Annotated in this window: 13 protein-coding genes and 1 other RNA gene; 7 read left to right on the plus strand and 7 right to left on the minus strand. The window is 35.4% G+C overall.

The window, feature by feature from the left end; genetic code table 11:
- Positions 1-4 precede the first annotated feature (4 nt).
- The 3 genes from LZZ90_RS08960 to panB are packed head-to-tail and all read right to left on the minus strand — an operon-like array spanning position 5 to position 2,923.
- Entirely contained in the window at positions 5-1,369 is a 1,365-nt protein-coding gene (locus LZZ90_RS08960) for a DUF5723 family protein (RefSeq protein WP_237790353.1), read from the minus strand.
- 40 nt (positions 1,370-1,409) lie between these two features.
- A complete protein-coding gene (locus LZZ90_RS08965; RefSeq protein ID WP_237790354.1) occupies positions 1,410-2,105 on the minus strand; it encodes an RluA family pseudouridine synthase in 696 nt (231 codons plus the stop codon).
- The gene (gene panB, locus LZZ90_RS08970) at positions 2,105-2,923 is read right to left on the minus strand and encodes a 3-methyl-2-oxobutanoate hydroxymethyltransferase (protein ID WP_237790355.1); all 819 of its coding nucleotides are present in this window, start codon (positions 2,921-2,923) and stop codon (positions 2,105-2,107) included. The genes LZZ90_RS08965 and panB overlap by 1 nt, the downstream gene beginning before the upstream one ends.
- 95 nt (positions 2,924-3,018) lie before the next feature.
- Between panB and LZZ90_RS08975 the strand changes: the two genes are divergently transcribed.
- Entirely contained in the window at positions 3,019-3,462 is a 444-nt protein-coding gene (locus LZZ90_RS08975; protein WP_237790356.1) for a nuclear transport factor 2 family protein, read from the plus strand.
- Positions 3,463-3,480: 18 nt separating this feature from the next.
- On the opposite strand, the gene LZZ90_RS08980 is transcribed toward LZZ90_RS08975, so the two are convergent.
- Entirely contained in the window at positions 3,481-4,902 is a 1,422-nt protein-coding gene (locus tag LZZ90_RS08980) for an L-serine ammonia-lyase (protein WP_237790357.1), read from the minus strand.
- A 137-nt stretch (positions 4,903-5,039) separates the two neighbouring features.
- Here LZZ90_RS08980 and LZZ90_RS08985 point away from each other — a divergent pair, with 137 nt between their 5' ends.
- Entirely contained in the window at positions 5,040-6,296 is a 1,257-nt protein-coding gene (locus LZZ90_RS08985; protein WP_237790358.1) for a hypothetical protein, read from the plus strand.
- Between the two features lie 8 nt (positions 6,297-6,304).
- Here LZZ90_RS08985 and LZZ90_RS08990 read toward each other — a convergent pair whose 3' ends face one another.
- The gene (locus LZZ90_RS08990) at positions 6,305-7,693 is read right to left on the minus strand and encodes a DUF6056 family protein (RefSeq protein ID WP_237790359.1); all 1,389 of its coding nucleotides are present in this window, start codon (positions 7,691-7,693) and stop codon (positions 6,305-6,307) included.
- 211 nt (positions 7,694-7,904) lie between these two features.
- Here LZZ90_RS08990 and dnaK point away from each other — a divergent pair, with 211 nt between their 5' ends.
- Both dnaK and LZZ90_RS09000 read left to right on the plus strand, forming a co-directional pair.
- Positions 7,905-9,791, plus strand: coding sequence for a molecular chaperone DnaK (gene dnaK / locus LZZ90_RS08995; protein ID WP_237790360.1), 1,887 nt, complete (start codon positions 7,905-7,907; stop codon positions 9,789-9,791).
- Positions 9,792-10,041: 250 nt separating this feature from the next.
- Positions 10,042-10,638: a hypothetical protein gene (locus LZZ90_RS09000; RefSeq protein WP_237790361.1), complete on the plus strand. Its 597-nt coding sequence runs from the start codon at positions 10,042-10,044 to the stop codon at positions 10,636-10,638.
- A 76-nt stretch (positions 10,639-10,714) separates the two neighbouring features.
- Here the strand turns inward: LZZ90_RS09000 and LZZ90_RS09005 are convergent, their stop codons facing one another.
- The gene (locus tag LZZ90_RS09005; protein WP_237790362.1) at positions 10,715-11,044 is read right to left on the minus strand and encodes a HopJ type III effector protein; all 330 of its coding nucleotides are present in this window, start codon (positions 11,042-11,044) and stop codon (positions 10,715-10,717) included.
- 19 nt (positions 11,045-11,063) lie between these two features.
- Complete coding sequence (locus tag LZZ90_RS09010) at positions 11,064-12,140, minus strand: glutaminyl-peptide cyclotransferase (protein WP_237790363.1); 1,077 nt, start codon at positions 12,138-12,140, stop codon at positions 11,064-11,066.
- Positions 12,141-12,228: 88 nt separating this feature from the next.
- On the opposite strand from LZZ90_RS09010, the gene ffs reads away from it, so the two are divergent.
- The 3 genes from ffs to LZZ90_RS09025 all read left to right on the plus strand — a co-directional run bounded on the left by ffs (position 12,229) and on the right by LZZ90_RS09025 (position 14,247).
- An RNA gene (gene ffs, locus LZZ90_RS09015) (signal recognition particle sRNA small type) lies at positions 12,229-12,327 on the plus strand.
- A gap of 63 nt (positions 12,328-12,390) precedes the next feature.
- Positions 12,391-13,389: an enolase C-terminal domain-like protein gene (locus LZZ90_RS09020; protein WP_237790364.1), complete on the plus strand. Its 999-nt coding sequence runs from the start codon at positions 12,391-12,393 to the stop codon at positions 13,387-13,389.
- 54 nt (positions 13,390-13,443) lie between these two features.
- Complete coding sequence (locus LZZ90_RS09025; RefSeq protein WP_237790365.1) at positions 13,444-14,247, plus strand: SDR family oxidoreductase; 804 nt, start codon at positions 13,444-13,446, stop codon at positions 14,245-14,247.
- The last annotated feature ends 33 nt before the right edge of the window (positions 14,248-14,280 follow it).

The raw sequence follows: 14,280 nt of genomic DNA on the forward strand, positions 1-14,280 counted from the left end.
GAAATTAAATTCCGAAACGGAATCCCATGTAAATATCAGCTTGTTTAGAATTGTCCAAAGCTGCTGTGATAATTGATCCTGATCCTAGGAAAAATCCACCAAGTCTAAAACCAAAACCTGTTGTAAAACCAGAAACTTCGTTGCTTGAAAGCGGCAAATACAGTTCGTAATTTTTTCCTGCAAATCGTGGAGTAAGTGTTAGTACGTTTTGAATTGTCGTGAAATCATTTCCGCTGTCATCAGTAAGTTTTTGTTGAGTATAGGCAGAAACATACCATTTGTTGTAAATTTTGTAATCTGCATAAAGGTTAATTACCGCAGGAAATTTGACTTTAAAATCTCCATTGGATGTTTGTTTGGTCAAATATCCTTTACTCATTAGAATTGCTTCGATTTCTTTAACACTTTTTGCCTGATCAAACTCTTCCATATTTAATGGATTGGTTGTGGGGATGTTAAGTCTATAGTTGATTGATTCGTTATTATCATCTTTAAAAGTCATGCTTCCCATGTTTCGGATAGAAGCACCAACATTTAATTTGTATTCATCATAAGTCCTGCTTCCTGCATCGGTAGATTCTTCAACTTTTTCTTTAAGTTGATAATTGAATCCAATATCAGTTCCAATGCCGTTTAATCCTCCGGCAAATAATTTGCTGTAATTAGAAGTATCTTCATAGTTTCCGGCTAAAGAACCTGAATACGAGAAATTTACATTTGCAGTTGCATCAGTTAAATATACATCTTCACTAACAGGGTCATAATAAACTCGACCGGTTAGTTTGTCTACTCCCATATTCATATAAGAACCTGGAAAAAGCATTTTTAGGGTTAAACCTCCACTAAATTTATGCATATCCGATTCAAAAATTGTTCTGGCAGCTGTTAAGTTAATTTCTCCCCAAGAAGCACCATTCATTCTTTGATTATATCCGGAATTAATCTGTGCGTTTCCAAAAAATGAATTAGTAACTGCATTTCCGAAATTTACATCTACATCGATTGCATTCGCTTTAATATTTGCAGCTGATGAAATAGCAAAAGCCCATTTTTTATACTGCATTGCAAATGAAGGACCTTGAATCAAAACATCTAAACGCATACTTGTTGGTTCGGATCCTGTAAAAATCTTTTTTTCAAGATCTTCGCCACCCACTAAGTCTGAAAAAGTCACTTTGTTGTTCGAAACATTGACACTCATATTAAAAACATTGATGTCGAATTTTCGGGACATATTGGTTAGTTCCGCAGGATTTACCGAAGCATTGAGTAATCCGCTGCGTTTGGAAATATTGATTCCCGAAAAATGTTCTTGAGAAAATAGGTTTAAAGAAAGTAATGAAATAGAGCAGAGTAGAAGTTTTCTCATACTTAAAAGGTTTGTGTTTAGTTTATAAATTAACAAAAAATCAGATTGATTTCCAAATCCCATCATTGGGAACCGGAGCAATAATTTGTAAAATTTCTTTGGTAACTGGATGTGTTAAAATGAGTTTTCGGGCGTGAAGATGAATGCCTCCATCAGGATTACTTCGATCGAAACCGTATTTTAAATCTCCTTTTATTGGGCATCCGATAGCCGATAACTGACTGCGAATCTGATGATGCCTTCCGGTATGCAGGTTAATTTCCAAAGCATAATAATTATCCAATTTCTTAATGATTTTATAATCCAGACTCGCTTTTTTACTCTCAGGGACTTCTTTAAGATGTGCTTTTGAAGTGTTGTTTTTTGGATTACGCTTTAAAAAATGAATCAGGTTGTCTTCAGGTTTTGGCGGCTGATTTTTAACCACAGCCCAATACGTTTTTTGGGTTTCGCGGTTTTTAAACAAATCGTTCAATCGTGTTAAGGCCTTAGAAGTTCTGGCAAAAACAACTATCCCTGTGGTAGGACGGTCTAATCGATGTACAACACCAAGAAAAACTTCTCCAGGCTTATTGTATTTATCTTTGATGTATTCTTTAACGACGTCACTCAACGGTTTATCGCCGGTTTTATCGCCTTGTACAATATCACCAACACGTTTGTTGATAACAATAATATGATTGTCTTCGTGTAAAACCTGAAGATTGTCTTTGGTTGAAACGATCTTTTCAGACATTAATACTGTTCGTTTGCATTAGGGAAATCAACTGCTTTTACATCAGTTACATATTGTCCGATGGCTTTGGACATATCTTCGTATAAGTTCATATAACGACGTAAAAATCTTGGGCTGAATTCATGGGTCATTCCAATCATATCATGAAGAACAAGAACTTGTCCGTCAACACCGCTTCCGGCACCGATTCCAATAACTGGGATTGAAATACTTTCTGCAACTTTTTTAGCTAATGAAGATGGGATTTTCTCTAAAACCAAAGCAAAACAACCCACTTTTTCAAGCATTTTTGCATCTTCTAAAAGTTTTTCAGCTTCAGCTTCTTCTTTTGCACGAACGGTATAAGTTCCGAATTTATAGATGGATTGAGGGGTTAATCCTAAGTGTCCCATTACAGGAATTCCTGCGTGTAATATCTTTTTGATGCTTTCTTTGATTTCTTTTCCGCCTTCCAGTTTTACAGCGTGTCCGCCACTTTCTTTCATTATTCTAATTGAGGAACGAAGTGCTTCACGAGGATCAGATTGGTAGCTTCCAAAAGGTAAATCTACCACAACCAAAGCTCTTTCGGCAGCTCTAACTACTGAAGAAGCATGATAAATCATCTGATCCAAAGTAATTGGGAGCGTAGTTTCATGCCCTGCCATTACATTACTGGCAGAATCTCCAACCAGAATCACGTCCACACCAGCGCTGTCAACGATTTTTGCCATGGTATAATCATAAGCTGTTAACATGGAAATTTTTTCTCCATTGGCTTTCATCTCAATTAATGATTTCGTGGTAATTCTTTTATAATCTTTTTTAGCTACAGACATGATTAAGTATTTAGGAATTGTAAAATTACTACAATTTCAATTAAAGCGTAACAATATTCCGATAAATACAACTTATAGCTTTAAAATGGTTGTTTATGAAAAAAGCACTTTTAGTTGTAATGATTTGTTTTTCAATGAGTTTGTTTGCTCAAAAAACTGAAGTAGAAAATACAATCAAAACTTTTTTTGAAGGCTTTCATGCAAAAGATACTTTGAAAATAAAATCAGTGTGTCATGAAAATTTGATTTTGCAATCCATAATAGAAGGGCAGAAGGGAAGTAAGCTTGTTGATGAAAAAGCTTCCGAATTCTACAAATCGTTTTCCACCTTTCCGAAAGACATGAAATTCGAGGAAAAAATCTTGAGCTACAACATTCAGATAGACGGCAAAATGGCGCACGGCTGGACACCTTATGAGTTTTATGTTAATGGAAAACTAAGTCATTCGGGAGTAAATGCGTTTACATTTTATAATGATAATGGGATTTGGAAAATCATTCATATTATCGACACTCGCAGAAAAAACAAAGGAAGCTAAAGAGCTTCCTTTTATATTTTAACAATCTGCCAAGTTCACGGCAATTGCCAATCCTCCTTCAGATGTTTCTTTATATTTATTGTTCATGTCTTTAGCTGTTTGCCACATGGTGTCAACCACTTTATCCAAAGGCACTTTTGCGTTTTTAGGATCAGTTTCCAAGGCTAATTCCGCAGCGTTTATGGCTTTTATGGCGCCCATTGTATTTCGCTCAATACAAGGGATTTGAACTAATCCACCAATCGGGTCGCAGGTTAATCCTAAATGATGTTCCATCGCGATTTCTGCCGCCATTAAAACCTGTTCCGGAGTTCCGCCCATTAGTTCACATAAAGCTCCGGCTGCCATTGCAGATGATACTCCAATTTCGGCCTGACATCCACCCATAGCTGCTGAAATGGTAGCGCCTTTTTTGAAAATACTTCCGATTTCACCGGCAACCATCAAAAATTGTTTGATCTGATCTTCGTTTGCTTCATGGTTTTCGATTACCATGTAGTACATCAAAACCGCTGGAATTACACCGGCACTTCCGTTGGTAGGAGCAGTCACAACACGACCTAAAGAAGCATTTACTTCATTCACGGCTAAGGCGAAACAGCTAACCCATTTTAAAATCTGACGGAATTTTACTTCGGTCTGACGGATAATCTGTAACCAAGAATGCGGATTGTCATAAGGCAAAACGCCAATCAGGTTTTTGTGCATATCATAAGCGCGACGACGCACGTGTAAACCGCCTGGTAAGGTTCCTTCAGTATGACAACCGATGTACATACATTCAAGCATGGTATCCCAAATACGTAACAATTCAGAGTGAATCACATCTTCGGAACGCATCGATTTTTCATTCTCAAAAACGATTTCCGATATTTTTTTATTTTCCTTCTGACAATAAACCAGTAATTCTTCGGCTTTGTCAATCGGGAAAGGAAAAGCGCATTTTATTTCTTTGTTTTCTTTAGCGTGTTCACGGTCTTCTTTAACCACAAATCCGCCACCGATAGAGTAGAAGGTCGAATTGTATTCTTCTGTATCAGTATAAATAGTAAACGTTAAACCGTTAGCGTGGAATGGCAGAAAATTTTTATTGAAAACAATATCAGTTTCCGCATCAAAAGGAATAATGATTTCGTTTCCTAAAAAGATTTCTTTTTTGTTTTTGATGGCCGAGATAATCACGTCGATACTCTCTACAGGAATATATTCAGGATCAGCACCGCTTAAGCCCAGCATAACAGCTAAATCTGTGGCGTGACCGTGTCCAGTTAAGGAAAGTGAGCCGTACAAATCGACTTTAATTCTGTTAATATTATCAATTAGTTTACGTTCACGGATTTCAGCAAGAAACTGTTCGGCAGCTCTCCAAGGGCCGAGGGTATGCGAACTTGAAGGCCCGACACCGATTTTAAGCATATCAAAAACGGAAATGCATTCCATAACTTTAGTGTTGATTTGGTTTGTTTAAGACAAAGATAAATGTATAATTTGAGAGTTCATAATGCTTTATGATTTTATAACAACCTTATCGTTTTCTTAAATTTTTAAAGTGTATATTTGATATGTCAATTAAAATTATGAAACATTTAATCCTATCTTTTACTGCAACTTTTTTGGTTTCTGCAGCTTGTTTCTCGCAATCTCAACGAGAATTGTATAATCAGAGTACAGAAGCTTACAAAACCAGGAATTACCCTCAATTCTTGAAACTTACTGAAAAGCTGGACAGCATACGGCCAATGCACCCAACATTCACTTATAATCTTTCCGCTGCTTATGCTTTGAACAATGAAAAGGAAAAAGCGATTTCCGTTCTGGAAAAATTAGTTCAGATGAACAATAAAATTGATTTTGAAAAAGATACTGATTTTAATAACATCAGACAATCTGAAGAATTTCAAAATATATTGAAGTTAAAAGCTGAATTAAATAACCCGGTTGTAAATTCTCAAAAAGTAATTTCACTGAACGACAAGGAATTGCATCCAGAAAGCCTGATTTATCTGGAAAAACAAAAACTTTGGCTGGCATCAAGTATCCGACAGAAAAAGATAGTTGCCTTTGATTTAAAAACCGGAAAATGCTCAAACTGGTTTACTGAGAGTCACTTTTCAACATTTGCCATGAAAACCGATAAAAAAGAAAAATATCTTTGGGTAGCCACAGCCGCAATGCCAGAAATGATTGGGTTTACTAAAGAAATGGAAGGTAGAGCAGAAGTATTGAAAATAGATAGTAAGACAAAAAAAGTTGTAAAGCGTTTTCCGGTTGAAGGCAATCATGTTTTTGGAGATTTAGTTCTTGATAATAAGGGAAATGCTTATGTTTCCGACAGTGGTGAAGCATTGGTTTATAAGATTTCCGACGATAAATTGTCGGTTTGGCTGGATTTAAAAAAGGAAGCTTTCAATTTACAGGGAATAACTTTTAATGAAGACTTTTCTAAAATTTTTATTGCCGATTATCTTAAAGGAATTTTAGTAATTGATGTGCAAAACCCTCAAAACAGAAACTGGTTGAAATTTCCAAAAGGAACCACTGTCAAAGGCATTGACGGTTTGTTGTTTTATAAAAACACATTATTAGCCATTCATAACGGAGTAAACCCGATTCGCGTGATTCAGTATAATTTAACCGAAAATCATACAGCTATTTCCAGTTTTAGAATAATTGATATTAACCGACCTGAATTTGACGAACCTGCATTAGGAACAATTGTAGCAAATAACTTGTTTTTCTTCTCAAATTCACCTTGGAAAGCTTATACTAAAGATGAAAAACTTGATGGTACAAAATTTGAAAACCCAATGTTGTTTCAATATCAAATTAAATGATTGTCCGTTTATTTCACTGTAATATTCTGAATTCCAAAGTATTCTTCCTGAGCTTCTAAAGCCCAGTCATCATTATTGTTGTAATCTCTTAAATCAAAACAGTACGATTTAAGGCTTTCATCAATGGGTCTGATTGTTATTGCTTTTCCTTTTGATTTTTGCAGAAGTTGTTCTCTTTCAGTCATTTTTGTTTTCAATACGCTTCCTTTTTTCAAATTATAGGTAATGAAACAAGTTGCTGAAAAGTAAACAATAAGCGTAAATAGGGGAATAAAGCTTTTTGTAGTTGCAGGTCTTGATATCGGTATGTTTTTTAAAAATTCTACAATAAACAGAAATAAAAAAAACATAAAATAAATTGCCGTTCTGGTTGAAACAATTTCCGGAAGAGCAACGAATGGTAAAATCGTGCTCAAAGCTGCAATTAAATATTTGTAATTATTAATGAAATTGGCCCAATCCACTTTTGATTTGGGAAGTGAAATTGCACTGGCAAAATTTTTAAAATTGAGAATACTATAATTGTTAACCCATACAATTGTGGAAAAAATTGCCAATATTATTATTAAAGCAGAGAATTTTAAATAAGAATACAGAATAAAAAAGTAGTTTTTAACCAAATTCAGTATTGAAACGTTACTCAAAGCAGAATCGTTTAATTCTTTTGCTCTTAAAAAGTTTCCCGGAGCAGTTGAAAGAAAAACTGTTCCAGCAATAATGATTAATAATATAAAGATGTTGATTCTTAGATTTTGTTTTTCCCTGAACAGAAAGTCACTAAGAATTTTCAAAAAAACTATGGTAATTAATGCAATGGTTAAGTTTTGTGTAGTTAAAGAAACAACTATAGTGAAAGCGATAAAGCTAATTCGTTGGACACTTGAGTTGACTTTTTCTAACCTATTGAATAGCAAGATCCAAAAGGAACCTAAAACAAGGTTAAATGAATAAACCCCACCAGTTGCCCAATAAATGGTTTGACCAATATGCCTGTAAGAACCTAACCAAAAAGCAATTACAATTAAAATAGGTAAAAAATAAGTCTTGCTGTTTTTTGCCGAAATTCCTTCATTTTTATTTAAAATAAAATAAATAATCAACCCGCTTGTTAAAAAACAAATAGTCCAAAACAAAGTGATAAGTTCCGCAGGAAGAGAGCTCAAAAATAATCCCTGAAGAAAACCGGCAGGTGTCATGTATCTACCATCCCAAACAAAATAACCTCGTAAACATCTGTTAAAGATTCCGTAGTTATTTATTTCATTGAAAACAGAATAATCATCCGCCCAATAAAATGTTAATAGATTTAAGCTCAAAATCAAGCAGATAATTAAAAAACCAAAGAAACTTATCGCATTATATATATTGTTTTTAAAATCTGAAAAATGTGTCATCATGAATTAATTAGCTGTCAAATATATGCTTTTTTGACGATTGCTTTGTTTTGAAAAATGTCATCCTGTCAGTATTTTAAACACGAATTTAAAAAAATATGACAATTTTCAATTTTTTTTTACTTGGCACAATGATTGTCATTTGACAAAGCGTGTTAAACACTGCCTACTCGTAGAGGGGCAATCAAAACGAACAATAAAGGAGATTTATATTATGAGTAAAATTATTGGTATCGACTTAGGAACAACCAACTCTTGTGTTTCTGTAATGGAAGGTGGAGAACCGGTTGTAATTGCTAATGCCGAAGGAAAAAGAACAACACCATCTGTAATTGCATTTGTGGAAGGTGGAGAAATTAAAGTAGGTGACCCTGCTAAACGTCAGGCGGTTACTAATCCTACTAAGACCATTGCTTCAATTAAACGTTTCATGGGTAACAAATACTCTGAAAGTGCTAAAGAAGCATCAACTGTAGCTTACAAAGTAGTAAAAGGAGATAACGACACTCCGCGTGTTGACATCGACGGAAGACTTTACACGCCGCAGGAATTATCAGCTATGACACTTCAAAAAATGAAGAAAACAGCTGAAGACTATTTAGGAACAACAGTAACTGAAGCGGTTATCACAGTTCCGGCTTATTTTAACGATGCACAACGTCAGGCTACAAAAGAGGCTGGTGAAATTGCGGGTTTAAAAGTTAGAAGAATCATCAACGAGCCTACTGCTGCTGCGTTAGCGTATGGTTTGGATAAATTAGGACACGATCATAAAATTGCGGTTTACGATTTAGGTGGAGGTACATTCGATATTTCTATCCTTGAATTAGGAGACGGAGTTTTTGAAGTATTGTCAACAAACGGAGATACTCACTTAGGAGGAGACGATTTCGACCAGGTAATCATCGATTGGTTGGCTAACGAATTCAACAGTGCTGAAGGAGTAGATTTACGTAAAGACCCAATGGCTTTACAACGTTTGAAAGAAGCGGCTGAAAAAGCAAAAATCGAGTTGTCATCTTCTGCACAAACTGAAATTAACTTGCCTTATGTTACAGCTACTGCTTCAGGACCTAAACACTTAGTTCAGACTTTAACTCGTGCAAAATTCGAGCAATTGGCTGACACTTTGGTAAAACGTTCTATGGACCCGGTTGCTAAAGCATTGAAAGATGCAGGTTTATCAACTTCAGACATCGACGAAGTGATCTTAGTTGGAGGTTCTACACGTATTCCAGTTATTCAGGAGCAAGTTGAGAAATTCTTCGGTAAAAAACCATCAAAAGGAGTAAACCCTGACGAAGTTGTAGCAATTGGAGCTGCAATTCAAGGTGGAGTTTTAACTGGAGATGTAAAAGACGTATTGTTATTAGACGTTACGCCACTTTCTTTAGGAATTGAAACTATGGGAAGCGTAATGACAAAATTAATCGATGCGAATACAACGATCCCAACTAAAAAATCACAGGTTTTCTCAACAGCGGCAGACAATCAGCCATCAGTAGAAATCCATGTGTTGCAAGGGGAGCGTCCAATGGCAAACGACAACAAAACAATTGGTCGTTTCCACTTAGACGGAATTCCGCCAGCGCCAAGAGGAGTACCACAAATTGAAGTTATTTTCGACATCGATGCGAATGGTATCATCCACGTAACAGCGGTTGATAAAGGAACCGGTAAATCACACGATATTCGTATTGAAGCGTCTTCAGGACTTACTCAGGAAGAAATCGAAAGAATGCGTAAAGAAGCGGAAATCAACGCGGAAGCAGATAAAGCGGCTAAAGAAAAAGTTGATAAATTAAACGAAGCGGACAGTATGATTTTCCAAACGGAGAAACAGCTTTCAGAATTCGGAGATAAATTATCAGAAGGAAACAAAACGAGCATTCAGGCTGCTTTGGATGAATTGAAACAAGCGTACGAAACTAAAGACGTAGATACAGTTCAACCGGCATTGGATAAAATCAACGAAGCGTGGAAAAATGCTTCTGAAGAATTATACAAAGCTCAGTCAGAAGGTCAAACCCATGAAGCGCAACCGCAAGCGGACGCTAACGGCGACCAGACTCAGGATGTAGATTTTGAGGAAGTGAAATAAATCTTCTATCATTATAGTTAGAAAAGGCTGTCTTTAATTAGGCAGCCTTTTTTTATTGGTCATTCACAGATTTTAATCTATTTGTTAAAAAAATAAAGAATTGTTTTTTTGAAGAATATTTTTGTATTTTTCGATTCTAAGAAACCTATAAATAATTATGAAATCGCTATTAACAACAAGTTTACGTAAGTAAACACCAATAAATAAAAGCGATACCATATATGACCACTAAAAAATAAATTTAACATATATGAAAAAAACAATTTTGCTATTTGCTTTAGTAGTTTGCACAAGTATTGGTTATGCCCAAAAAAAGAAGGGTGGAAGTAAAGCTGCTTCCGGAACTTCGGCCAAAACTGAAAATGTTTCCATTGAATTGAAAGGCAACAAAATGATTGCTAATGTTGACAACGCAGGAAAAAAAGAAGAACTTTTCTCAAAACCAGTTGATCCTACCCGAAAAGTATCTGAAGCTAAAATTACTAAGTTCAAGACTCAAGGAACTGACTTGTTTTATATTACCTGGAAAGAAGATGGAACAACCAAAACAGATTTGAAGCAAGAAGATGCTACTGCAATCGTTTCTGAAATTTGGGACGTAACAGCTAAAACCCAAATGATTGGCAATACACAAACCACAACTCATATTGTTGAAAAAGTATTTTTAGACCGACTTAAGAATGCTTCCGAAACTCAGGAAAAAATGCGTCGCGAAGGTTTTGAATTTTCGCTTCTTCCTAACGGAGATTTCATTCTGAAAGATAAAAAAGGAGAAACCAAATATGCTTATAATGCTACAGACAAAAAATATGTTGCTGCCGGAGCAGGAGCAAAGAAGAAAAAATAAGCTTGCTTAATTTTATTAAAAAAACTCCTCAAAGACGAATTGTTTTTGAGGAGTTTTTTTTATGATTTAATTTTTGTTATTGCAATGCTTTTCCATCAAAAATAACACGTTCCCAGCCAAATTTCATAAAGTTTCTAATGTTTTGATGGTCGATTCCGTCAGGATTTTCCAAAACGTCAATGCGATAGTAGTTTCCAAATAAATGCAAGGTTTGTTCTACTGATAACGAATGAGAGCTGGCAAAATAAAATATTTTGCAGGAACCATTGTTCTGATTCACTTCGTTTACAATATCACCGTTTGTGAAGCGGGTAGGCGTAAAGCTATATTTGGAGTCAATGTACTCGATAACTTCAGAAAACGAAATCGTTTCAGGCTGCGTTTGAATTTTTGCAATTAATTCCATAGAAGTAAATTAAAAATGGTTATTCGCCAACCTTAATCTCAAACATTTTGTCCCAGTTTTTTCCGGTAACAAAAATGGTTTTGGTTTTTGGATTGTAAGCGATTCCGTTTAATACGTCTAAATCAGGATGTTGCGTTACTTTGGATTTTAAATCTGCTAAGTTGATAACTGCTTCAACAGCTCCATTTTTAGGGTTAATTACAGCAATTGCATCCATGGTGTAAATATTTGCATAGATTTTTCCGTCAATCCATTCCATTTCGTTTACAGCCTTAATCTTAGTATTTGCAGTATATACATTTATATAATCAACTTCTTTAAAATCTTGAGGGTTTACAAAATAGATTTTTTCAGAACCGTCAGACATTAAAAGATTTTTTCCATCGTTGGATAATCCCCAGCCTTCCATTTTTTTGAAATATGAGAACGTTTTTTCTTTTTTGAACGTGTCTGCATTGTACACATAACCTTCGTTGTTCTGCCAGGTAATCTGATAAATCTTATTATTTAAAATAGTACAGCCTTCCCCGAAAACACTCTCGGGAAGTTCTACAATTTTGTATACTTTTCCGGTTTTATAGTCGGTTTTACGAAGTGAGGAAATACCGCGTAATCCTGTTCCGCTTCCTGAGCCATTACCAGTACTTTCAATCAATGTATCTCTATGAAATTCAAGACCTTGAGTATAAGCTTTTAAATCATGAGTATAAGTATTAAGGATTGTGTATTTCAACAATTTAGGCTGAATGTTGGAAACTAATTCCACACGATAAGTAGCTTCGTTATTTTCTCCTTCGGAATACACTAATGCTTTAATGTTTTGGTACCCTAATTTCTGATCTGTGAAAGGAAAATCAATTTTAGAATTACCTTTAACACTTCCAACTTTTACATCGTTTACATAGTAAATTATAGAGTCGATAGTCTTGTTTTCGTTGTTTTTTACTCCTAAAGAAAGCTTCTCATCGGTATGATATTGCTCTTTAAAACCGGTTGAATCGATTGAAAATAAATTTTCTTGATTTTTTTTATCACCGTTACAGGAAATTATAAGTGCTCCTAATGAAATGAAAGCTAATAAGTTATGTTTTTTCATTGTTTAAATTATTGTCACAGCAATATACAACGATATTTTATATCCTCAAATTGCCTTGCAAAAAAATAAAAAAGTTGTACATTTGCAACGGCAAGTCCTACACGACCAGCTCCTGCAGACTCCTCCAGGGTGGGAACACAGCAAAGGTATGTGGTTGTAGCGGTGCGATGTAGGTCGCTTGCCATTTTTTTTAAAAAGTTAGTCTCCCTTGCGGAGATTTTTTTATTTTAGGGCCATTCAAACACTACTAATGGTTTTATCCTGGCAAATTGTCCGATTTCATCTCAAAGAGACTTTTTCAATTTCTTACGGAAGCTATTCTTTTAGGGAAGCACTTGTTGTTCAGATAAGCAAACACGGTTATTCTGGTTACGGCGAATGTACCGGAATCGATTATTATCACATCAGTTTAGAAGATTTTGATAGAAAGCTTCACACCATTAAAGAGAAAATTGAAAGTCAAAAAATCAATCATCCAACAGAGTTTTATCGTTTTCTGGAAGAATTACAACTACCGAGTTTTCTGCGTTCTGCCTTAGATTGTGCTTATTGGGATTTATTTGGAAAGCTGGAAAACAGAAGTTTTATTGAGCTGAATCCAATCGAGATTAACCATTTACCGGAATCTTCCATAACCATTAGTGCAGCTCCAATTCAAGAACAATTCTCTAAAATTGAAAAATCGTCTTGGACAAAATTCAAAGTAAAATGCAATCATTTTGACGAGAAAGAAATCGAATTGCTTTTAAATTGTGGTAAAACAATAGCTTTGGATGCTAACGGAAGTTATACGAGTGAACAATGTAAATGGCTGGAAAACTTTGAATTATCTAAAAATTTCACCTATGTTGAACAGCCCATGAAACCTTCATCTGAAAATTATTCGAATCTTAAAGCCGATAAATTTCCAAACTGGATGGCTGATGAGGATTGTCAGGAAAACATCGATTTAAAAACACTTCAACCGCATTACCAAAGCATCAATATTAAACTTGTTAAATGCGGCGGTTTGACACCAGCTCTAAAATTAATTAAAAGCGCTCGTGCCTTAAACTTTAAAATAATGATTGGCTGTATGACTGAATCAACCGTTGGAATTTCAGCTGGTGCAGTATTAACGCCTTTAGTGGATTTTGTGGATTTAGACGGAGCAAATCTTATTTCCAACGACATTGCGAATGGTTCCAAAATTGAATTCGGTAAAGTACTTCTTTCTGAAAAACCAGGTTTGGGAATTCAAATTTTATAATCGAAAAACGTCTAAAAATGCGTACTTTCGCAAAGCTTTAATAAAATCAATCAAATGAATAAAGTGGTTTTGATTACCGGAGGTTCTTCCGGAATTGGGAAATCAATAGGAGAATTTTTGCATAGTAAAGGTTTCGTGGTTTATGGAACAAGCAGAAATCCGCAGCGTGTTGAAAATTCTGTTTTTCCTTTAGTTGCATTAGATGTTCGAAACACAGAAAGTATCCAAAATGCGATATCCGAAGTAATCGCAAAATCAGGACGTCTTGATATTGTAATCAACAACGCCGGAGTTGGAATTACCGGCCCGTTAGAGGAAATTCCTTCTGAAGAAATCAAAAACAATTTCGAAACCAATTTGTTTGGCCCGATCGAAGTAATGAAAGCGGTTTTGCCACAAATGCGTTCTCAAAAATCAGGATTGATTATTAATGTAACTTCTATAGCCGGTTATATGGGATTGCCTTATCGTAGTGTATATTCTGCCTCGAAAGGCGCTTTGGAACTGATTACAGAAGCCTTACGCATGGAAACCAAATCTTTCGGAATCCATATTACTAATGTAGCGCCGGGCGATTTTGCAACGAATATTGCTTCAGGTCGTTATCATGCGCCGGTTGTTAAAGGTTCTGCTTATGAAATTCCTTATGGAAACACCTTAAAAGAAATGGACGAGCATGTAGACAGCGGAAGTAATCCGAACGATATGGCGCTTGCGGTTTATGCAATTATCCAGCAACCCAATCCGGATATTCACTATAAAGTTGGGGCTTTTATGCAGAAGTTTTCCATCGTATTAAAGCGAATCCTTCCCGACAAAATGTATGAGAAATTATTAATGAACCATTATAAGTTGTAATTTTGCAACCGATTTATCAACCTTAGAAACACA

The organism is Flavobacterium sp. SM15 (assembly GCF_022012335.1).
In the GTDB taxonomy this organism is placed as follows: domain Bacteria; phylum Bacteroidota; class Bacteroidia; order Flavobacteriales; family Flavobacteriaceae; genus Flavobacterium.